This window comes from Pedobacter antarcticus (assembly GCF_900103515.1).
Classification (GTDB): Bacteria; Bacteroidota; Bacteroidia; order Sphingobacteriales; family Sphingobacteriaceae; genus Pedobacter; species Pedobacter antarcticus.
Map to the genome: position 1 here is coordinate 248,638 of NZ_FNGZ01000002.1, position 22,542 is coordinate 271,179.

Consider the following 22,542-nt stretch of genomic DNA (forward strand, 5'->3'; position numbering starts at 1 on the left):
AAAAAGGAGGCTTACCGGTTGGTAAGCCTCCTTTTTTTCTATCAGTGCAAATTTACCGGAGCAGGCTGAAGTCTATTTCCGGGGGATGGACTGCATTGCGTGGGAGGGTGAAAATTTCATTCAAAGGTACTCCCGGACTAAAAAATCCTCCGTTTTGAAGAAAAAATCCATTCTTGCTTAAACCACCGGCATAATCGATCCGATATGCTCTTTTGGCAATGTCATCTCCGCTGAATTTGGCTTTGGATAATGAAATCCAATGACCAGATTTGTCTCTGATCCATTGATTGCTGTAAACCGCTTTTCTCGTCTGGTCACCCATTTCCGGGTCGAAATTTTCTAAAAAGGAGTGGAGCCTGGTAAGATATGTTTGCGTCTGCGGTCTGCGGAAACTGGCAATGAGCATCCACTCTGCGTCAGCTGGTTTAAAATAGGAAGTGTAAACTGTAGAATTTGTCGCTTTATCGGGGACCGCGCTGGTCAGAAATGCATATTTCTTTCCTGCCTTCCATGGATAGACCAGAAAACTCTGACCACCAGATCCTTCATCCCCAAATTCACCTGCCTGCACATTTTTGCCTTTTCTAAGCATCAGTATCTTTTGATCGTCGGGAATTGCAGAAGGGTCATCGGTATGGAAGGGGCTCCAAATGGAGAACAGCACCCGTCTCTCGGCTTTAGAATTAACCTGTATCCCAAAATAACCTTCTCCAAAACCATTGGCCATAAAATATGAGCCAACCGGGTCTTTCCCTTCAGATACCGTAATCTCATTATAGAACCAGGAAATATCTTGTTTGACTAACGTTTCCGGTACGTCGTAATTTAAATGTACAGAAGGCCCGCGTCTTCCCCAGTAAAATCTGTTGTCCTGATTATCTTTTACATAATTGGTTTGTACCTCAGCGGGCAGATCGTTCAGATGAACAGCTCGTGCAATACCCAGATTGCCAGACTTTTTAATTAGTTCTATAGTGGAATAGCCAGAACGGTCGAACTGAAATGTACCTGCATCTATCATTTGCGGAGCATTTCCAGTCAGTTTTAAAGTACGTGACTTATTCCCTGCTTTGATTACGATTTCAGCATCTCCATCTGGTATGATGTCAAGGCTTATTCTGCTTTTGGTTGGTTTTGAAAGGTTAAAGTAGATGCGGACGGAATTATCTTTCTTCCAGCTGTTTCCGGCATCTGGAATAATTACCGGCTGCTGTCTGATAGCAGCCGGTAAATTTATTCCTGAAACGAGTAAGGCTAATAAGATTATAATCAGTTTGCTCTGTTTTTTATTTTTCATAGCGAAGGTGTCAATCAAAGAACCCCGCATTTGTTTGCGGGGTTCTGCTTATTAGGGGTTTTGAACTAAGTTAGGGTTAACAACCATATCATTTTCGGGAATAAAGTAAATTACCCGGGGGCTGGTGTATTTAATTTCCTGCTGCGTTTCTCCTGATGGCAGATGCGTACCCGGATAGTTTCTATACATGGTTTGCTTATTTCTGAACACGTCAAATTTGCGCTGTGACTCAAAAGCAAACTCCAGTCTTCGTTCATCTAGAATAATATCCAGTACGTTAGTATAGCCCTGCATATTGCTGGTAGAGAACAGAGAATTACCACTCAATCCTGCTCTTTGTCTGATGGTATTAACATCATCCAGTGCTTCCTGGATTCTTCCCATCTGATAGGCGGCTTCTGCCCTGGTGAGGTACATTTCGGCTAGTCTGAGCACCACAGGCGAACTCAGTGTCTCATAACCATTTTGAAAGGAATACTTGTTAATGAAATATTTAGCGTATCCATTCCTTTTTTGAAGAATCGGATTGCCTTGTGCATCTTTTTTGATATTACCATTAGCATCTTTTTCATATTGAGGAACCACAAATGAGTTTCTTACATCTTCAGGGTGTTTATTTAATAGCTCTCTATAAGTCTGAGAGGCGTACATTTCTCCGTAACCCAAATCACCTCCCCAGTACATGGAACCTATTGCGTCATCCAGACGGTCATCGGTGAGTACATGTTTGATAGCAAAAATTGTCTCTGAATTCTCTTCGGGAGATTTAGTGAAATACTTTGGATATTCACCAGTAGAGACCAGGTTGTACCGTTGGGTTTTGATCACTTTATCTGAATATTCCCACGCTTTCTGATAATCTCCCATATAGAGATATACCCGGCTCAGCATCGCCGTAGCAACCTCCTTTGATGCGAAATTATTTATTTTAGTACTGTTCATCAGTCCTTCTGCTTTAAGCAGATCTGACAAGACAAGCTGATAAACATCCTTGACCTTGGATCTTGCAGGAAGTTCTTTAACATCTGTATTAGTTTTTATCATTACCCCGAGCGATTCGCCCTGATCATCGGTATATGGTCTGCCAAAAAGTTTAACCAGATCAAAATGGACCATGGCCCGCAGAAAGTAATTCTCACCCAGGAGCTGGTTTCTTACCGGATCGTCACTTTCAGCAACTTTTTCGATGACCACGTTGGTGCCGTAAATAGCTTGGTAGGCCTTTCTCCAGATATTGGCGACATTCCCCTGGTTTTTTTGATGTTGATAGTTATAAGCAAAAAATAAAGGGTCAGTTGTTGTGCCGCTCAGTGAAACGTTATCACTGGCATATTCAGAAAGGATATGATAATTTCTTACGTAATACGCATCTTTTATGTAATTGTAAGTTCCTATCGTTGCTGATTGTAGTCCTTCGAGCGTGCTGACAACGGTTTCATTAATTATACCGCTGTAGGGTGGGAGCTCAAGGTCTTTTTTACAGGAGCCGAAAGTGCAGATCAGCGCCATTGCTATACATATTTTATAATTAGCTTTCATTTTCTTAGATTTTTTGTAGCCTGATTAGAAGTTTAAATTAACACCGAACATTACTTTTTTGCTGATCGGATATCTGAATCCGCTTACTCCGCTGTTTGCTGTATTTGGTTCCAGGTCTGATACCTCAGGGTCCATTCCAGAGAATTTAGTTAGTGTGAGCAGATTGTCACCACTTACAAATACGCGCAGGTTTGACAGATTTAATTTTTTAGTGACACTTTCCGGGAAATTATACGCAAAAGTCACATTCCGCAGACGCAGGTAAGATCCGTCTTCCAAATATCTGGATGAAGGTTTGTAGGAAAGTTTGTTTCCGTTTACAACTGCTTTTGGATGAGTAGCTATGTCGCCGGCTTTTTCCCAACGGTTCCAGTCATCCTTTAATACCATACTGTTATACTGTGGGTAGGCACCGTCTGCATCGAATAACTCCCTGCTCGAATTGTAGATCTTACTTCCGGACACGAAATTGAAAAACGCATTCAGACTAAAGTTTTTATAAGAAAATTCATTCCCCATACCTCCTGTGAAATTCGGGGTAGATGTTCCTACATATCTTCTGTCTGCAGCATTATAGTCGTTCGTGGTTGTCGTAGAAACACTGCCATCGGCCTCAGTTTTGCTTTTGTACCACAGCGGTTCACCATTATCAGGATTAACACCTGCCCATTCGCGCATGAACCATGAATTCATATCCTGACCGACGGCAATTCTCTGATTAGTGAATTTATCGATAGGCTGGTCCTGGTATAATTTGCCGACTTTGTTCTTATTGAATCCAATGTTGAAGGTCGTATTCCATTTGAAAGCTCCCGTCAGGTTAATTGTATTCAGCTCAATATCAATACCACGGTTTCTAACGGTACCGATGTTCTGTGTCAGCTGATAAAAACCTGATGCGCTTGACAAAGGAACCTCAATAATCAAATCTTTATTGGTACGCTGATATACATCGACGTTCAGTTCTATTCTATTCCAGAAACCGATATTCATACCTGCGTTAATTGTAGTGGGTGTTTCCCAGGTCAGGTTTGGATTTCCCTGCGACGAGGGATAGCCGCCAGGAATATTATTGTATTGCACATTAAAGGTATACAGAGGTAAGGAACCGTAATCTGCAGTTGGTGTATTTCCGGTAACTCCATAACTGGCACGTAGTTTCAGATTGGTAATTGTTTTGGATTTGAAGAAGCTTTCATTGGAAATAAGCCAGCCACCCGCAAAACTGTAGAATAAGCCGTACATATGATTTCTTCCAAATTTGGAACTTCCATCATTTCTAAGTGATACAGTTCCGAAATAACGATTATCGTAATTATAATCTCCCATGAACAATTCAGAGACATAACGGCTTTTCGATTTTGAGCCATTTAAGGATTTTGGAGTAGCAGTTGCATCCAGGATTTCCAGACCCGGTTGAATACCGTATCCGATACCGGTCATGTTATCGGTGTAGTTTTGTTGATATTCAAATCCTGCTATCCCGGAAATATGGTGTTTGCCCAGATCAAATGCCGTATTAAACAGGTTAGAGGTAATTACCGAATTTGAGTAGCCGTAAATATTCTTTAATTCTCCGGAATTAGCTTTCCCTGTCGGTGTGCGGGCGTCTGTCAGGACTTCGCTCCTTGAATTACTCGTAGTATATCTGTTAGAGGTAGTAAAATTCAGGTATTTATTGATTTTATACTCTAATTTTAAATCGCCGGAAAGGTTTTGTGTACGTTCATTATCCACATTATAATCACTGAGGTACACAAAATTACTATGATCCCTTCCGAACCATTGTGTTTCCTGATCTACATATTTCGGAGAACCATCGGCATTAAATGGATTATCCCAGGGCATATTAGTTGCACTTTGATATAAGGCACCGGTCTGATCATTGGTCTTTTTACCAAATCCTGCATTAATCCTTGTAGTTACCTTCAGGCGGTCGTTGATCTGATGATCTAAATTTACCCTGAAATTGATGTTGTTGACACCCGTGTTGATTAATGTTCCTTGTTCATCATAATAATTGGCACCGATATAAAAATGTGTTCGGCTGTCTCCGCCTGAGATATTAATATTCTGATTATTTGTATAGGCCGTACGGAATGCCAGGTCTCTCCAATCTGTATTACCCGCTGTTTCCGGGATTAAATTGCTGAGATAGGCTGCACTTTGAAGCGGTAATCCTTTAGTGGTTAAAAAAGCATCTATCTGATCCTGACTTGGATTAGGATTGGTGGCGGAAAGCTGTTTGATATACGAAGACCGCTTAGCATCATAATCATTACTGTAAAGATAGGTGCTGTAGTCTTTAAGCTGCTGCCCGTTCATTAAATTGAAATTACCCTGGGAAGCAGTATTTACACCGTACGTGCCACTGTAATTTATCTGTGTTTTACCGCTTTTACCTTGTTTAGTGGTAATTACAATAACACCATTTGCGGCTCTTGAACCATAAAGACCGGTAGCTGCGGCATCTTTCAATACAGTAACTGACTCAATATCCCTTGGGTTTGCCGAACCTCCGATTACACCATCTACTACCGTTAATGGTTCTGCTCCGGCACTTATTGTACCTGTACCCCGGATACGAATACTAGTTGCCGCACCTGGCTGGCCAGAGGCCGAAGTTACAACGACACCAGCTGCTTTACCTTGCAATAAATTACTTGTGCTATTGCTGGTTACATCATTTAGTTGTTTAGCGGTAACTGTCGAAACTGAGCTGACAATCTGGGACTTACTTTTAGAGGTATAACCGACCACGACAACTTCATCCATTTGCTGCGCATCTGGCTCAAGAATCACCTGGACAGATGATTTACCTAATATTTTGATTTCCTGATTCAGATAACCAATATAGCTGAATTCCAATATGCCGTCGGCGGCTGTACTGATGGCGAATTTTCCGTTTCCATCGGTTATGGCTCCGCCGCCGGCTTTTTTGACTTTAATGGAAACACCGGGCATAGCCAGGCCCTTTTCGTCTTTTACTGTACCAGTTACAGTATGCTGTGCAAATGCAGCGCGGCTAAAAAACAGAAGTAATAGAAATAGTCCGGTTTTGAGGCCGGCGGAGGAAACTTTGATTTGTTTTCTCAATTCTGACAAGATGATCCTATCCAAGATCTTGTTGTTGATTTGGTAAATTTTAGGCATGCAATGATTTTAAATGGTTAGCAATTCAATTTTTAAAGCTTTGGTTCAGGAGCTTGTAAATTGAAGATAGGAGGCGTTATGCAAGCTTTAAGCATTTCAAAATGTCTAAATCAACGCAAACGTTTGATTAGATAAAGGCGGGAAAATTTCATAATGCTTTCTGTGACTAGTTTTGCTTGTTAATTACTAAATAATTGATTATTAGATAATTGTGTATTTTAGTTTGAGGAATTTAAGTTTCGGATTCAGGTTCGTGCAAACAGTCGTTTCCTCATTTTATACTTCGCCTAGTTTATGCAAACGTTTGATAATTTATTTATCAAACGTTTGCGCTGATTATTCGATTTTTAGCGTTGCGGGCATGGGGGGAATTTTTATACCTTGTCATCACCAAATGAATGAACATGGAACGCAGAGAACTTTTTACACGCATTTTTGGCTCTCAACCTGCAAAAGTGCCGGTAACCAAGGAGCCAGATCCGGTCTTGGCGACTCCGGATTATCTGAATAAAGAAGAAGTAGAAGTTTACGACAATACCTGGTACGATATACCTGAAAGTGAGATTTTTACTGCTTCAACAGTTAGCTCTTTTGGACTGGAATACAGGATGGAGGTTGTACCTGAAAGGATTCAGGAGAGTGCTTTATTTACCATGTATTTTAAGCCTTCCGGTGAAAAAGCTGCAGAACCAATCAGTTTCGGAATGAACGAGAATTATAGTCTTTTTATAAATGAAGAAACAGACAGCCGCCAGACGGATGCCGATAGTCTGTTTGGAGCTGTACAGCTTGTGCTGACGGTTAGTCCCCAGGCAGAAGGAAGGGCTTATGTCAGCATAAAACTTATCGATCATTACGGGTTAACGCTGGCTACATTAAAATCGTTAAAATTTATGCTTTCTGACTGGGATGGTGAATTTTCGTCCGGACCGGGTCTATCGTTAAAGCATCCTGTGGCGCCAGGTTGGAAAATCAGGATGTTACAAATCAAAGGTTATCAGAATAAACAAAACAATCTTATATAATTTTTATAGCTGAAAATATAACTATGAACAGACGAGAATTTGTGGCTACAACCGGTCTTACAGCTGCCGCACTGACGATGATGCCCGAACAGACACTTTTTGCGAATTATGCGGGTGAGAAAGTTAAAATCGCAATGATAGGTGTTGGTCTGCGTGGGCAAAACCACCTGGATCTATTATTGAAAAGGGATGATGTAGAACTTGTTGCAATCTGCGATGTAGAACCACGCATGCTGGAGATGGCTAAAAAGCTAATTACCAAAAGTGGTAAGCCGATGCCCAAAATCTATACAGGTGATAATAATGCCTGGAAAGATATGCTCCAGTTCAAGGGATTAAAGTCTGTTATTATTTCAACTCCTTGGGAATGGCATAAATCAATGATCATTGGCTCACTGGAAGCTGGCTTAAAATATGTTGCAACCGAGGTTATGCTTGGTATCACTTTGCAGGATCACTGGGATGTAGTACACGCAGCAGAGAAACACCAGGCGCATGTGATGATGCTGGAGAATGTTTGTTACCGCAGAGATGTCCTTGCGGTTTTAAATATGGTGAGACAAGACGTTTTCGGTGAGATACTGCACCTTCAAGGTGGCTATCAGCACGATCTGAGAGAAGTAAAGTTTAATGATGGGATCAAGCCTTACGGGGGTGGTGTCGAATTTAATGAAAAAGGATTTTCTGAGGCGAAATGGAGAACGAATCATTCTGTTCACCGGAATGGTGAGCTTTACCCTACACATGGTATCGGTCCTGTCGCACAGTGCATAAATATTAACAGGGGAAACAGGTTTTTGAAAATCAACTCTTTTGCAACCAAAGCAAGAGGCCTGCATAAATATATTGTTGATAAGGGCGGTGAAAGTCATCCTAATGCAAAAGTGAATTTCAGATTGGGCGATATCGTAACTACCACATTAGATTGTGCAAACGGGGAAACAATTATACTACAACATGATACCAATTCTCCAAGGCCCTATTCTTTAGGGTTCCGTGTACAAGGAACTAATGGCTTATGGATGGATCTGAACAACAGTATTTATGTGGAAGGACAGAGCAAGCCCCATAAATGGGATGATGCAAATGCATGGCTGGAAAAATATGATCATCCGCTTTGGAAGAAATATGGTAACGACGCACAGGGTGCCGGACATGGTGGTATGGACTTTTTCGTAATACATGCTTTTATTGAGTCTGTTAAGCGGAATACTGAAACGCCTATGGATGTTTATGACGCCGCTGCATGGAGCGCCATTACGCCATTAAGCGAGCAGTCTATTGAGCTTGGTAATGAAACACTGGATTTTCCGGATTTCAGCGGTGGTAAATGGATGACCAGAAAACCTGTATTTGCGCTAAACGACGATTATTAAAATTTATTTTTGACTTTGGAGGCAGGGATCGCAAGATACCCTGCTTTTTTTTTGACAAAATTATAAGTGTCGGCATAAGATAGAGAGTGTTTCGCCATTGTATCAGATTTCGTTTATATAATCTTCATGCCTCCTTCGTTTTTCGTTCGATTTCGATTGAAGGAACAACGAAGGAAGTCCGAACAAACTCCGAAGGAAGTGTGAAGTAAATGTTGGCGAAACCAGAGTATGATACGGTTAACCTTTAGTTAAAAACCAAGGCAACGTTTAATTTTATAATTCCATTTTCTGAGTTATAAACGTCTTTATTCTTTATGGGAATTTTATATTTGTGATGAATCGCCGGATATTTCGATTCCACGGTTAATTGCCTGTTTATGAAATCTTACTTTCCCGCATTGTGGTCAGTACCTTCTCTGCGTATATTTTTTCGCTGGTTACTCCTGATTTGCTGTATTTCGGTTACGACAGGTTTAATAGTGTCACTCTTTCTGATTTTGCTCCATAGGGTGACGCTGTTCAGGTTCTCACATCCATGGCTGCTTTATTTTTTACCATTTGCCGGGGTAGTGATTCATTATATTTATCAGACTGTTGGTAAATCTTCAGAGAAGGGGAATGATCTCATTCTGGAAGAAATTCATCGCCCGGTAGGGAGTATGACCTGGAAAATGGCCCCTGTAATTCTGATCAGTACTTTAATAACACATCTTTTTGGTGGTTCAGCTGGCCGTGAAGGAACGGCAGTACAAATAGGCGGAAGTATCGCATCGGTTTTTGGGAAATGGTTTAATATGTCCGGAAGGGATACCAAAACGGTGCTGATCGCCGGGATCGCGGCCGGTTTTGGAGCTGTATTTGGAACGCCGTTTACCGGGGCTATCTTTGCGATTGAGGTGCTTACATTTGGTAAGATCCACTATAAACATTTCCCTGCAGCTTTATTAGCCAGTATGGCCGGACATTTTACAGTAATGACTTTACACGTGCATCATACCGGCTATCTGGTAAATAATCTTCCGGTTGAATTCTATTACTTATCGGGCAGACTTGCATTTAGCTGGTTGCTTTTGGGGAAGGTAATGCTGGCTGCTGTCGCTTTTGGAATGGTGAGTATGTTATTCATTAAACTGGGGCATGGTATTAAGCAACTGATCACCGGCGTAGTGCAAAGAAAATGGCTGATACCTTTGCTAGGTGGGTTTGTAATAATCGCATTGACATTAATTTTGGGTAAACCAGATTTTCTGGGATTGGGGATAGAATCAGCTTATCCGGGTGCAGTGACTTTGCCCTCCGCATTTTTACCTGGCGGGGCAGATACTTGGAGCTGGTTATGGAAGACAATTTATACAGCAATTACACTTGCGACCGGTTTCAAAGGGGGAGAGGTCACGCCATTATTCTATATCGGAGCGACTCTCGGTCATACGCTTGCGCAGGTATTACAGGCGCCGGAAAGCCTTTTTGCAGCGATCGGGTTTATAGCTGTTTTTGCAGGCGCAACGAAAACGCCACTCGCCTGTACTGTTATGGGACTTGAATTATTCGGAGGGGCATATGTGGTTTTTTTTGCCACAGGTTGCTTCATAGCTTTTTTGTGCAGTGGCAGAACAGGTATTTATAAAGCGCAACGGAATAGACTGGCTGGCAAATACTCTTGAAAGCAGGCTTATGCAGAACGGGTATAAATTTCTACATTATGGCCTTTTACATCCCGTAATTATGGCGGAATATTTTTGTTTTCAGCTAGATCTGATGAAAATACCTACGGGCTGAAATAGCAAAAATATGCCGGTCTAAAACAGGCACCGGCCTGATGATTTTATTTAATTGTGATCTTAAAATTATTGATTTTATAAGCACCGCCTTCTAAAGAACTCAATTCATTAGAAATCATTCTGCCGTAGGCATCGAAAACTACAAGCCTGACCTTTTGCTGCTTTTTAGTGTTTATTATGGTTTTAAGGTCTATGTCGGACACGTAACTGAATTTAATGTCCTGATTATCGGTAATGTCGAAACTTTGTGAATTATTTAAAACTGTATAATTAAACTGACATTCTGAACATTCTACACGGATTACCCCGTCTTTTGAGAACACTACATTAGATAGGGGGTCCATCGTGGAATCTTTTTTACAACTAGTAAAAAGTAAAGGTATAAGCAAGCTGATGAGTATAAATTTACAGTTATTCATATAACTGTTAAGGCAGGAATAATGCCATTATACTAGCTTCTATTGCCAGCCAGTTTTTTGAGGTCTATGAGTTGAAGAGGTTTCTTCATGAGCTTGATAACATGGGGGTTAGCTTGAGCACGCTGTATATCTCCGAAGTCGAGTGTCGAAGACAACATAGCAACTGCACATTTTTCTTTAAAGGCTGAAGGGAATTTTTTATAGTGTTCAAGGAATTCGAAGCCATCCATCTCCGGCATTTGTATGTCAAGCAGAATAAGGGTGGGTAGCTTATCGGCCTGATTCGCTGATGAGCTAAAATAGTGAAGTGCTTCCTGGCCTGATTTGCAGGCTATAATCTCGGAAAACATACCGGTTATTTCAATGAGTTTACTATTGATTTTCAGATCAATAATATTATCATCAACAAGCATAATTATTGGTTTTGTATTCAGATTAGCTGGCATTTGGGATATTAATTTTAAATGTCGTACCCTGATTAACTGCTGAACTGACGCTGATCGTACCGCCTATTTTATTCAAGGCCTCTTTAACGATAAACAGGCCTAATCCACTTCCCCTATTGTTTTTAGCTTTAAAAAACTGAGTAAATATTTTATCCAGGTGTTCATTCAGTATACCTAAGCCATTGTCTTTGATAATAATCTCGGCAGAAATCATAGAAACGTGGATAGAGATATCAACCAGTTTCGCGCCAGCTTCCTCTTTTTGATATTTAATAGCATTTGAAATCAGATTGCCCAAAATAACTTCTATCCGGAAGGTGTCTCCATAAAAAGGTTCCGTCTGGTTAATGCTCACATTAAATTTGGTGTCTGGCTCATTCGGTGAGTATTCCTGAATAATTTCTTCTACCAGCTTCGGGAAATTAATTTCGGCTTTATCGGAAAGATTTTTATTGTTTTTATAATATTGGAGTGTTTTCTGAATATAGTAATCAAGTTTTACTGAACAGGATTCTATAAGCTCCCAGTACTCGCCGCTGGAATTAAAAAGACCTTCCATTTTAACCAGGTTTACGATGCCAATTACGGAGACCAGAGGTGCACGGAGTTCGTGGGATATGCTGTAAATAAAACGGTTTAATTCGTCATTTGTCTTCTCAAGCTCCCTTACCTTATTACGCAGATCTATCTTCGCTTTATAGGCGTCATGAGCGTTCTTTATAGAATTATGAAGTTCAAGGTCGTTCCAGGGCTTGGTAATGTATCTGTAGATATCTCCATGGTTGATTGCGTCTGCAAGGGCCGTTATATCGGTATAACCAGTTAAAAGAATGCGAATAGGGTCGGGGTAGTTTTTGGAGATACTTTTAAAGAACTCGACTCCGGTTGTCTCCGGCATTTTCTGATCAGCAATAATTACCTCTACAGAGATATTTTGGAGAATCTTCAGGCCTTCGGCCGCAGAAATCGCTGTGTAGATTTCATACTGCCGTCTGAAACTTGCTTTAAATGCGAGTAAATTATTTTCCTCGTCATCGATATACAAAACTTTTACCGGAGAGCTGGTCATATTAAACTATGTTTACAGGCAATGTGATTATAAATTCAGTACCAGAATTTAGGCTTGTGATCACTTCGATATTTCCCTTGTGTTTCTCAATAATACTAAAAACTATTGACAAACCTAGGCCTGTTCCCTCTCCAACCTCTTTAGTGGTGAAAAAAGGTTCAAATATCTTCTGTTTAATCTCTTCTGTCATTCCGGGGCCTGTATCACGAATACTGATTTGAATTGAATCTCCCATGTCTTTTGTCGCGATAAAAAGTTGCTCTTTCCTTGGATTGTCTTTTTTCGTTTTAATAGCCTGAATAGCATTAGTAATCAGATTCATAAAAACCTGGTTAATCTTGCCAGGAAGGCATTCAACCTGAGGTAGAGCTTGCAAATCTTTAATTACTTCAATGTTTTCAGGAATAGTGCTTCTTAGTAAAATGAGCGTTGATTCCAGACCTTCATTAATATCTACTGGTTTAGTGTCGCTTTCATCCAGTCTGCTGAAGTTTTTCAGGCTTCTGATTATTTCTGCCGTCCGGTTAGCTCCGTCGCCAATACCTGATAGTAAAGAATTAATCTCCGTTTTAATATATTCAAGGTCTATCTGTCTTTTGAAACTGGCGACTTCATCTAGTTGCAAGACAATATCTTTATCAGGATCAATTTGTTCATATTTAGCAATCACATCATAAAGATCTTCAATGTCCATTCTCAATGGTTTTATATTGGATGTGACAAAATTTATAGGATTATTAATCTCATGGGCGATACCTGCTGTTAACTGTCCTAGGCCAGCCATTTTTTCTGCGTCCACTAACTGCGATTGTGCTTCTTTGAGGTCTTTTAATGTATCGTTCAGAGCGTAGTTAGATTTCTGCAATTCTTCAGTTCGTATGTTAACCTGCGTCTCCAATTCTATGTTCTGCTCCCTGATAAGACGTTCATTTTCCTTGGATACTTGCAGCGCATGTTCCTGTGATTGTTCTTTATCTTTGCGATAGATATTAATCTTGTCGGCCAGTGCGAATGAGAGTAATGTGATCTGTATAACTGAGCCAATCTCCAGAATGTAAGAGGTGAACATGTTGTAAGGAACAATATTGAAATTCCGCAATACAAAGATCACCACAGCAAGCAGGAAGATTGTATAAGCTATCAGGAAAAACAATGCGGGTCTGGATCCTTTTCTTCTGATGGCATTCGCCACAAAGAGAAAATAAAGGGATCCCAGCAATGCAAGGGTCTGGAGCGACTTGATACTTTGGGTATGATATCCGCTAAACCATACCGATAATGTAATAACATACAGTCCGATGAAAAATAATATTCCATTATGCAGGCCCGGTGTGTTCTTTTTGGTTTGAAGAAAACGAATAAGAAAAAGAGCGGTAGTAATTCCAGAGAAAAAAGGTACAAGAACAGAGCTATTTATAGCCAGCCATGGACTGTCCGGCCACAGATATTTAAATGCGTATCCCTGAAAAGTTGCCTGTGTCAAGCCTACGAAAAAGATGTAGATGATGTAGTATAAATAACTGGAATCTTTAACCGTAAAACTTATAAACAGGTTATAAAAGATCATAATGAGGATAATCCCCGCATACAGACCAAAAAGAATATTCCTGTTATTGTCATCTACAAGTATGCTTCTGGAGGTTCCCAGATAGACAGGAAGCTGAATCTGATCGGTTGAACTTACCTGTACATAAAATGTCTTTTGACCACCCAGCGGAATACTTACGGGGAAAAGGTAATTGGCATTAAGAACGAGCCGGTCACTGAATTTTTTGTACTTTCCAAGGTGTACAGATTCCGTAAATCCATTCTTTTCCTGTTGATAAAGAACAAGGCTGTCTAATGCGGGTTGTGCAATGACCAGCATCAGATCTTTCGATTTACTGGTGTTCTGCACTGTAAAACGGATCCATACACGGTCTGAAGTAATCCCCATGTTAGGAACGGCCTGGTCTAGATAGTTAAATTTTTCTTTGAGGACTTTATCGAAACTTAACGTACAACCTGGGTCACGAAAAAGAAAGATACCTTTCTCCATCCGCAGGATGCGCTGATCATCAGAGAATTTTAAAATGCTGTCCTGACCGGAAGCGGCAATGGCAGATTGACCGGATATCAGCAGGATAAAACAGATCAGTATTCTTTTAAACAGGGTCATTCAAGTTTGGAATGGTTAAATTATATTCTAACTGATAAATACCTTTTGGTCCTCTCTCTTCGAGCACCTGACTTGGATTGTCCCTGAGTGATAGTATCTTGATCCGCTCAGACTCATCAGCGTTACTCAGATCTTCGGGATTCCGTAACCGCATTGCAGTAGCCACCAGATCATCTTTTGGATAGTAAAACAAGCCATTATTACCTAAAGTGGTTTCTACGACACAGCCAACTCTTTTACCCATACGTACAGTTGCCGGGGCACAGAGTACGAAAAGACTGACAACCTGTAATTTAGCGGCTAATACCGAACCAACACGCGCCAATACGTGGCTTCCGATTCCCATTCCGGCTACTTCTCTGGAATTCCACAATCCACAAAGTTCACAGGTACCACCACGGTCCTCATCTTCTTTGATCATATCGTAGACCTTCGGGTCATATTTCCCGATAGCGCTTGCTATAGGCAGGTCGTACTTATCGGATTTGAGCTGTATCCTTGCCCCACCGTAAACAAATTTTGTTTCTTTATCTTCAACCAGAATTACCATAGTTTTCGGATCGTCTACCCAATCTTGTCTGTTGGAGGTAATCTGTGTGATTCCGTAAATTTCCAGTAGTCTTTTGTGGCCAACAATAAATTTTGAGCATGCCTCGGGATCGTCCGGCGCTCGGAATGTTCTGATATGTATCATTGCTTGCCAGTTTTTATTTTATAGTGTTTTTATCTTCTTGAACCAGTTCGTCAAAATCTACAAAAAACCTCCCCGAAACTGAAAATTGCTGAAGTAATATTTTTCTGCTGACATCTGTAATCATCGCTCCGCCTAAAGTTACAGCAGAGGCCAGCTGTGGCCAGCCTACTATAGTTTTATTCATCTCACTCACAGATCTCAGCATAGCGGGTGAGAGGTTTTCAAAACCAATTATCCGGGCCAGGTATTCGATTTTTTCAGGTATAGTTAGTGTTCTAAGTTTATCCGTCAGTTCCTCCTCAGAATAGGCCTCCAGTTCCGGAACCTTACCATGAAAGATTGGTCGTTCAGGTTCCAGGTCAAAACGTTCAACGTCAAGCATGCCCTTGTCATTAGTGTCCATAATTACCGGGATGCCCAATGATTTGGCTTTAATACGACTGAGTATTTTGATGTCTATTCCATCACATTCTTCTACCAGAATATCGAGCTTGCCATCTTCTGTAAAGAAGCTGTTGATATTTTGGGCGTTTACACCGGATGTAAAGCACTTAACGTCAATAAACGGGTCTAATTCTGCAATTTGACGAGCCGCTACAATGGCTTTATTCAAACCTAATTCTGCAACACCGACCTTTATGCGGTTCATATTGCTGAGTTCAATCTCGTCAAAATCTGCCAGGCGTAGTTCTCCGCAGGTTCGTTCTGTAGCCAGTGTTAAAGCAATACTCTGCCCAACGGAGAGACCAATAATACCAATCTTCTTATTCCTGAGTATCTGAATTTCTTCTGGTGTGATTTTATAAATATTTCTGCTTGTCCGGACAAATACAAATTCCTCTTCGTCTAGTAGGTGGACAAGTTTTTTTGACCATGGATAATATACCCAGACGCCATAAGATTTTAAATCCTTTCCGGCATGTTCGCTGATTAGAATCGCAGTTGCAGCTGCATCTGGTCTTTGCGTAGGATGCTGTAACCGAATTAATTCAGTTAACTGGGTATAAATTGTATCGTAAATGAGAATGTCCGGATTATTTTTAATCAGGGCATGAAGCTTTCTTTCATCTTCCAGATCATGGATTCTATAATATACCGGGCGATATATGGATGAATTTCCTGAAGCATTAATACTGGACTGTAAAATATCCATGAGCTGAATTGTTAACTTTTTTGTAAAAATGGTCAATTATTATGTGGAAATATTTTTTATCCGAAATTAGTTTTTTTGAATTTATAAAAGCAATATATTTAACAAAAAAATCCAATAAATACAGATGAATTCCGAAACCCTTATAAATGTCCTTTATGTGGACGATGAAGTTCATAATTTAAACTCTTTTAAAGCCGGGTTTCGAAGGAAATTCAACGTATTTACAGCAGAATCTGCGGTTGAAGGGCGGAAAATTCTTGAAAAAGAACTCATCCATGTGATTATTACTGATCAGCGGATGCCTGTAACGACAGGAATTGAATTTTTGGAGTCTATTATTCCCGACTTTCCAGACCCTATCAGGATATTATTGACGGGGTATGCTGATATCAATGCCGTAATTGATGCAATTAATAAGGGACAGGTATATAAATATATTCAAAAACCCTGGATGGATGAAGATTTGAGAATTAATATCGAAAAGGCATTTGAGATTTATTCCCTGAGGAAAGAGAACAGAGAACTTACTGAGGCTTTACTGGTAGCCAATAATCAACTTGAGTTTCTGCTCCGACAAAATTTGCTTTCTTAGAAAAGATCTGCAGATAAGGCTTTATCTGCAGATCGAAGAATTATAGTTCTTTACGTAACCTGGCAACCGGAATATTCATTTGCTCACGGTACTTGGCAACTGTTCTCCTTGCAATATTATATCCCTGTTCTTTTAAGATTTCAGTAAGCTTCTCATCGGCCAGTGGTTTGCGCTTATCTTCATTTCCTATACAGTCTTCCAGAATCTTTTTGACTTCTTTATTGGAAACCTCTTCTCCGCTTTCTGTCTGAATAGCTTCTGAAAAGAATGATTTTAATAAAAACGTACCAAACTCTGTTTGTACATATTTTGAATTAGCTACTCTGGACACCGTAGAGATATCCATGTCAATTTTGTCAGCAATATCTTTCAGAATCATTGGACGCATTTTACGTTCGTCGCCCGTGAGTAAGTATTCGTATTGGTACTGCATAATTGCATTCATGGTTTTAAGCAACGTCTGCTGACGTTGTTTAATCGCATCGATGAACCATTTAGCTGAATCTAGTTTCTGCTTTACAAACTGTACTGCCTCTTTAAGCTTTTTGTCTTTTTGAGCAGCTTTGTCATAATGCTCAAACATATCAATATAAGAGCGGCTAACACGGAGTTCCGGCGCATTCTTAGAATTAAGTGTCAGAATAAGGACAGCGTCATTATTGGAGATATGAAAATCAGGTATAACCTGTAATTGTTTAGTAGTAACCTGGTTGGAATCTCCGGGTTTGGGATTTAAACGTAAGATTTCTGTGATTATTTCTTTAAGATCTTCGCTATTCAGGCCAAGTGATTTTTCGAGTTTGTCGTAATGTTTTCTGGTAAATTCGTCCAGGTAATTCTCAACGATCATAATTGCTTTCTGTATGATCAGATTATTTGGATCTTTCCGTTTTAACTGCAACGTAAGGCATTCCTGAAGGTCTCTGGCCGCTATACCCGGTGGATCGAAGCTTTGGATTACTTTAAGCATTTCCAATACATCTTCTTCTTCTACCATCGCATTTTGAGAAAAAGCAAGATCGTCAATCATGGAAGTAATTGGTCTTCTCAGATATCCGTCGTCGTCAAGGCTACCGATAATTTGTTTTCCTATAATAAAGTCCTGGTCTGAAAGTGGAACCAAATCAAGCTGTTCCTGTAAACTTTCGAAAAACGTACTTTCTATAGCGATAGGCGTTTCTTTCTTCTCCTCATCATCATCATTATTATTGTAGGATGTGCTGTAATCATTAGTATTGTCATCCTGTAAATAATCATCTACGTTAAACTCATCCGTGTTTTCTTCTTTCGCAGAAGGATCAAATTCTTCCGGAGAATCATTCAGATCGTCATATTCACTTTTTGGTTCTTCTGCGATCATCAGACTTGGGTCTTCCAGTGCAGGATTTTCTTCCAGTTCTTCTTTAATACGGGTATCCAGCGCGACTGTGGGCACCTGCAGCAATTTGATGAACTGAATTTGCTGTGGAGAGAGTTTCTGAAGTAATTTTTGTTGTAAATGTTGTTTAAGCATGTTTTGTAGACCAGGTATTTTGACCCGTTTCAAAAATAAGCATTTGCTTTAGATATAAACTATAGGATCCATCTATTATTGTAACTTGATGCGGGATTGTGACAAAAATGTATTTGTTTCTTAATAATTTTATTATTTTTATTAAAATTGAACACATTACTAATCTACTATTTATGAGTTTCGTTAAAGAATTTAAGGAGTTTGCTGTAAAAGGCAATGTTATCGATCTAGCAGTCGGTGTTATCATTGGAGGTGCATTTGGTAAAATCGTTACTTCCATGGTTAACGATTTAATTATGCCGCCGATCAGCTTGCTAATAGGGGATAAGGGATTCACCAACTTCTACCTGCCGTTAAATGATAAAGTCCGCGAATTCGTCGCAGGTAATCCTAACGCGTCTTTGGAAGATGCAAAAAAAGCAGGCCCTGTTTTCGCCTGGGGAAACTTTGCAACTGAGGTGATCAATTTCGTTATTCTTGCGTTTATTATCTTTTTAATGGTTAAAGCAATTAATACAATGAAACGTAAGCAAGAGGCACAGCCTGTAGCTGCACCAGCGCCTACTAAAGAAGAAACACTACTGACTGAAATCAGAGACTTACTGAAAGTAAGAAATTAGCATCAAGATATTTAGGTGGATAAAATTTATCCACCTATTTTTTTTCGGGCACCTGTGGTGTTATTAGAATAAAATCAGCCAGATGACGAAATGTTTTCCAGTCAGCATCTTCTGCAGCTGCAAATGAAGATATGGTCAGCACTTTAAGTTTTGGTGCATATCTTTTTAAAGGAAATAATAAGCCTAGCTTTTCGTCGCTGTGAAAACGGCCGTTAATCTGTAAAATCTTTCTTTCCGGGTATTGTTTAGCATAATTACTAATCGCCCAGGCCATAGCGGCATCCCATAAGTTCTGAGTTTGATATATTTTCATATTCCCCATACCGTGTCCGCCTAATGTTTCTATAAATTTATCATAGTATCTTCCTGTAGCTGTGTCTAAAGGAAGGGGGGGCAATAATTTCTTTGAAGGTTCTGGGAAATCCTGCAACTTACTCAATCCAAAAAAAGTCACAGCGTTACTGTAGCGGGTGGCCACATTTCCACCAATCACATCTGTTTTGTTCTGTTTCGCTATTTCGATCATCGGCCTGTAGTCCGCATAATTGTTCCAGGCACGCGCTTCTTTAATAAAATTCTTTTCGGAGATCAGAGAAGACAGGTACTCATTTATGGTCAGCTGCACATCGGTAGCGAACATTTCCATTGTGAGTGCAGTTTGCGGATAGGCTGCGATCATCTTAGTTAAGATTTCGGCCTGAAGGCTATGAGCTGTCGAATCATTATGTTCCTCCCCGAACACCAATACATCAGTATTCTTCATTCGCTTTACAATGTCATCAGTAGTAATTGATTTGCCGGATTTGCTGTCGTATAAACGATAACCTTCCGCTCCTGAATTCGATTCCGGATGTCTGTCGCTGTTTTGTTGTGCAGACAGGAATAGGGGATATACTAATATCGCGAGCAGGTAGCTGTAAATTCTCATGTTGTTTTTGGCATTTAAATTAGGTTCCGCAGACCAGCGGTCAGGGATTGTGCGAAAATTACACATTTTTTTTTACCGGTAAAATATCGGGATTTACCGGTAAAATACGACTTTAGATAGACAACCCATTTCCTGCTGTCAAAATGAATGTACTTTAGCTTTACAATCGATAATTTGAAAACATTCTTATGAAAAATTCATATAAATCTGACAAACATACCAACAGAATGTGGAGTGGATTAATCCTGCTGCTGGTCGGGTTGTTTTTCTTAAGCCGGAACTTTGGCTTCTTCCTTCCGCAATGGTTATTTAGCTGGCACGTGATCTTAATGGTTATTGGAATTATAGTAGGTGCTAAACGCAATTTTATAGGAGGAGGATGGCTGGTTATGGTTTTAATTGGCGGGTTCTTTACTTTACAGCGATTTAGCGACCTGAACTTTTCAACCTACTATTTTCCAGGGATATTTATTATTCTGGGTCTGTATTTGATTTTAAGTCCATCTCGTAGATTGAAGAAAAATAATCCTTTCGGCGATAGACCTTCGGCTGATTTTAAAGGAGATCCTTTGGTAAATCCTGTTTCTGACGATGCGGGTACCCAAGATGATCAGCACGGGTTTTCTTCAGGTGCCCCGACTAATAATACAGGTGACGTTATTGATCTGGTAAATGTTTTTAGTGGAAGTAAGCAGCAGTTTTATTCGAAAAACTTATTGGGAGGAGAAGTCGTTGTCGTATTTAGTGGTGCAGAACTTAATTTTATCCAGTCGGATTTCGAAAACACAATAGCTATAGAAATTACGGCAATATTCGGCGGGGTTAAATTAATTATTCCGCCTCACTGGGTGGTTAAATCTGAGGTCACGCCTATCTTTGGTGGTTTGAATGACCGCAGGGCAGTAGTTACCCATATCGAAGGGAATCCGAAAGTTCTGGTCATCAGAGGGACTGCTTTATTAGGTGGAATTGATATCAGTAATTTTTAAAACGAATTATGACCAGAAACCCTTTATCCAGCACAGTCGTTAAGAGAAATGCGTTGATATTGTACGTATGTTGGGCGGCAGGTTTCTCACTTATCTTTTATTATGCGCTGAATCTGAACTGGTATGCGGCTATAACAGATAGTATATTGACTGCATCTTTCTTACTGGCCAGCTGTATTGTAGTGAGTACCATAACACGTTATTACAAGCCGGCTGATGATGCACTGTTTTTTGTGTTGATTATTTCAGCCGTGCTGTCTTCTTTAATAACTTTAGGGAGTAATTATATTCTTAGTTATATTTTTGATTCGTATAATAGTTATTTGTATTTCCTTGAATTTACTTTATTATTCCGCGCTGTTATTCTATTTGTATTTCTCGCCTGGTGTACTTTCTCAAATATGCTCTGGTACCGGTTAGAGGAACAGTCAGAAATGCAGCAACGTCTGTTTGCTGCACAGAACCTGGCTAAAGAAGCAGAGCTAAATAAACTCCGGCACCAGCTGCAGCCTCATTTCTTATTTAACAGTTTGAATTCAGTATATGCACTCACTATAGTCAATCCAAAAGAGGCTGGTCTGATGATCACTAAGCTGGCATCTTTTTTACGGGGAACACTTAAAAGGGATGATGATGTCTGGGTTACAGTGGCAGAAGAAATGGAATATATTCAACTTTATCTTGATATCGAAAAAGTTAGATTTAGTCACAGGTTGAATCTGAATATTCATATGGATGAATCTACCTTAAATATGATGCTGCCAGGTACTTTGTTACAGCCTATAGTTGAAAATGCCATCAAATTTGGATTATACAACACGTCTGGTCCGGTCTTAATTTCCATTCAGATCAGTGAGGAGAATCAACAGCTTAAAATCAGAGTAGAAAATCCTTACGACCCGGAACTAAAAAGTTCAGGAGGAACAGGTTTTGGCCTTTCTGCTATTAAAAGAAGATTATATTTACTCTTTGCCGATCAGACATTGTTAAAAACCGAAAGTCTGGACGGGAATTTATATCGTACTACGCTCCAAATACCTCAAAATTATGATCAGAACTATACTCATTGACGATGAACCTCTTGCCCGTGATGTTGTAAAGCACTATCTGCAGCAGTTTCCTGATATAACCGTCATTGCGGAATGTAGTGACGGTTTTGAGGGGTTAAAGGCGATACAACAATTAAAACCAGATTTTATCTTCCTGGATATTCAGATGCCTAAAATAAATGGTTTTGAGATGCTGGAACTGGTTGATAATCCCCCCGCTGTTATATTCACAACGGCTTTTGACACCTATGCAATTCGTGCGTTTGAAGTGAATGCGGTGGATTATCTGCTGAAACCTATTGAGCCGGAAAGATTCGAGCAGGCCATGTCACGTTTACCAGGTAAACTTAACCAGCCTGAAGGGACAGAAGAACTGTTGAATACAGCAAGCCTGAGTCCTGCACAGCAAAATAGGGTTGTGGTTAAGAGTAATGGCAGTATAAAAATTATTCCAGTTGAAGCTGTTCATTATCTCGAAGCTGACGATGACCAGGTGAAGTTAAATACAGCCGAGGGGATTTTCTACAAAAATAAAACCATGAGTTTTTTTGAGCAATCTCTAGACTCTGGAATGTTTATCAGAATTCACCGTTCCTATCTGATTAACCTCTCTCAAGTCAATAAAATTGAACTGAAAGAGAAAGATAGTTATATTGTGCTGCTTAAGAACGGAATCTGGCTCCCTGTAAGTAAAACAGGTTATGCAAGGCTCAAAGCAGCTCTTGGAATCTAAATTATGCG

At 40.0% G+C, this 22,542-nt stretch carries 19 protein-coding genes; 8 read left to right on the plus strand and 11 right to left on the minus strand.

The window, feature by feature from the left end:
* Nucleotides 1-52 precede the first annotated feature (52 nt).
* From BLR53_RS04680 to BLR53_RS04690, 3 genes are read right to left on the minus strand one after another with little or no spacing between them, the layout of a single operon-like run.
* Nucleotides 53-1,297, minus strand: a complete 1,245-nt coding sequence (locus tag BLR53_RS04680) for a DUF3472 domain-containing protein (protein ID WP_074587660.1) — start codon at nt 1,295-1,297, stop codon at nt 53-55.
* Between the two features lie 51 nt (nt 1,298-1,348).
* Complete coding sequence (locus tag BLR53_RS04685) at nt 1,349-2,836, minus strand: RagB/SusD family nutrient uptake outer membrane protein (protein ID WP_037445289.1); 1,488 nt, start codon at nt 2,834-2,836, stop codon at nt 1,349-1,351.
* 24 nt (nt 2,837-2,860) lie between these two features.
* A complete protein-coding gene (locus BLR53_RS04690) occupies nt 2,861-5,989 on the minus strand; it encodes a SusC/RagA family TonB-linked outer membrane protein (RefSeq protein ID WP_083332005.1) in 3,129 nt (1,042 codons plus the stop codon).
* Between the two features lie 404 nt (nt 5,990-6,393).
* Here BLR53_RS04690 and BLR53_RS04695 point away from each other — a divergent pair, with 404 nt between their 5' ends.
* From BLR53_RS04695 to BLR53_RS04705, 3 genes are all read left to right on the plus strand, one after another.
* A complete protein-coding gene (locus tag BLR53_RS04695; protein ID WP_139218416.1) occupies nt 6,394-7,014 on the plus strand; it encodes a hypothetical protein in 621 nt (206 codons plus the stop codon).
* Between the two features lie 23 nt (nt 7,015-7,037).
* Nucleotides 7,038-8,390 (plus strand): Gfo/Idh/MocA family protein, encoded by a 1,353-nt coding sequence (locus BLR53_RS04700; protein ID WP_074587663.1) that lies wholly within the window; start codon nt 7,038-7,040, stop codon nt 8,388-8,390.
* A 377-nt stretch (nt 8,391-8,767) separates the two neighbouring features.
* Complete coding sequence (locus BLR53_RS04705) at nt 8,768-10,054, plus strand: chloride channel protein (RefSeq protein ID WP_074587668.1); 1,287 nt, start codon at nt 8,768-8,770, stop codon at nt 10,052-10,054.
* A gap of 161 nt (nt 10,055-10,215) precedes the next feature.
* Here the strand turns inward: BLR53_RS04705 and BLR53_RS04710 are convergent, their stop codons facing one another.
* The 6 genes from BLR53_RS04710 to BLR53_RS04735 are packed head-to-tail and all read right to left on the minus strand — an operon-like array spanning nt 10,216 to nt 16,110.
* Nucleotides 10,216-10,590, minus strand: a complete 375-nt coding sequence (locus tag BLR53_RS04710) for a hypothetical protein (RefSeq protein WP_037445293.1) — start codon at nt 10,588-10,590, stop codon at nt 10,216-10,218.
* A gap of 32 nt (nt 10,591-10,622) precedes the next feature.
* Nucleotides 10,623-11,036, minus strand: coding sequence for a response regulator (locus BLR53_RS04715; RefSeq protein WP_037445294.1), 414 nt, complete (start codon nt 11,034-11,036; stop codon nt 10,623-10,625).
* On the minus strand, nt 11,026-12,105 hold the full coding sequence (locus tag BLR53_RS04720; protein WP_037445295.1) for a hybrid sensor histidine kinase/response regulator: 1,080 nt from the start codon (nt 12,103-12,105) through the stop codon (nt 11,026-11,028). The genes BLR53_RS04715 and BLR53_RS04720 overlap by 11 nt, the downstream gene beginning before the upstream one ends.
* Nucleotide 12,106: 1 nt before the next feature.
* The gene (locus BLR53_RS04725; protein WP_074587671.1) at nt 12,107-14,263 is read right to left on the minus strand and encodes a sensor histidine kinase; all 2,157 of its coding nucleotides are present in this window, start codon (nt 14,261-14,263) and stop codon (nt 12,107-12,109) included.
* Complete coding sequence (locus BLR53_RS04730; RefSeq protein ID WP_037445299.1) at nt 14,250-14,957, minus strand: hypothetical protein; 708 nt, start codon at nt 14,955-14,957, stop codon at nt 14,250-14,252. The genes BLR53_RS04725 and BLR53_RS04730 overlap by 14 nt, the downstream gene beginning before the upstream one ends.
* 13 nt (nt 14,958-14,970) lie before the next feature.
* The gene (locus BLR53_RS04735; protein WP_074587676.1) at nt 14,971-16,110 is read right to left on the minus strand and encodes a ThiF family adenylyltransferase; all 1,140 of its coding nucleotides are present in this window, start codon (nt 16,108-16,110) and stop codon (nt 14,971-14,973) included.
* A 124-nt stretch (nt 16,111-16,234) separates the two neighbouring features.
* Between BLR53_RS04735 and BLR53_RS04740 the strand changes: the two genes are divergently transcribed.
* Nucleotides 16,235-16,702 (plus strand): response regulator, encoded by a 468-nt coding sequence (locus BLR53_RS04740; protein ID WP_037445305.1) that lies wholly within the window; start codon nt 16,235-16,237, stop codon nt 16,700-16,702.
* Nucleotides 16,703-16,742: 40 nt separating this feature from the next.
* Here BLR53_RS04740 and rpoN read toward each other — a convergent pair whose 3' ends face one another.
* A complete protein-coding gene (gene rpoN, locus BLR53_RS04745; protein ID WP_074587680.1) occupies nt 16,743-18,215 on the minus strand; it encodes an RNA polymerase factor sigma-54 in 1,473 nt (490 codons plus the stop codon).
* A 173-nt stretch (nt 18,216-18,388) separates the two neighbouring features.
* Here rpoN and mscL point away from each other — a divergent pair, with 173 nt between their 5' ends.
* Nucleotides 18,389-18,835: a large conductance mechanosensitive channel protein MscL gene (mscL, locus tag BLR53_RS04750; RefSeq protein WP_037445336.1), complete on the plus strand. Its 447-nt coding sequence runs from the start codon at nt 18,389-18,391 to the stop codon at nt 18,833-18,835.
* 34 nt (nt 18,836-18,869) lie between these two features.
* Here the strand turns inward: mscL and BLR53_RS04755 are convergent, their stop codons facing one another.
* On the minus strand, nt 18,870-19,763 hold the full coding sequence (locus BLR53_RS04755; RefSeq protein ID WP_074588477.1) for a ChaN family lipoprotein: 894 nt from the start codon (nt 19,761-19,763) through the stop codon (nt 18,870-18,872).
* A gap of 188 nt (nt 19,764-19,951) precedes the next feature.
* Here BLR53_RS04755 and BLR53_RS04760 point away from each other — a divergent pair, with 188 nt between their 5' ends.
* Genes BLR53_RS04760 through BLR53_RS04770 form a run of 3 tightly spaced genes read left to right on the plus strand, consistent with a single transcriptional unit; the run spans nt 19,952 to nt 22,534 of the window.
* Entirely contained in the window at nt 19,952-20,752 is an 801-nt protein-coding gene (locus BLR53_RS04760; protein ID WP_074587684.1) for a LiaF transmembrane domain-containing protein, read from the plus strand.
* A gap of 8 nt (nt 20,753-20,760) precedes the next feature.
* On the plus strand, nt 20,761-21,822 hold the full coding sequence (locus BLR53_RS04765) for a sensor histidine kinase (RefSeq protein WP_037445312.1): 1,062 nt from the start codon (nt 20,761-20,763) through the stop codon (nt 21,820-21,822).
* The gene (locus BLR53_RS04770; protein ID WP_037445314.1) at nt 21,800-22,534 is read left to right on the plus strand and encodes a LytR/AlgR family response regulator transcription factor; all 735 of its coding nucleotides are present in this window, start codon (nt 21,800-21,802) and stop codon (nt 22,532-22,534) included. Before BLR53_RS04765 ends, BLR53_RS04770 begins: the two co-directional genes overlap by 23 nt.
* The last annotated feature ends 8 nt before the right edge of the window (nt 22,535-22,542 follow it).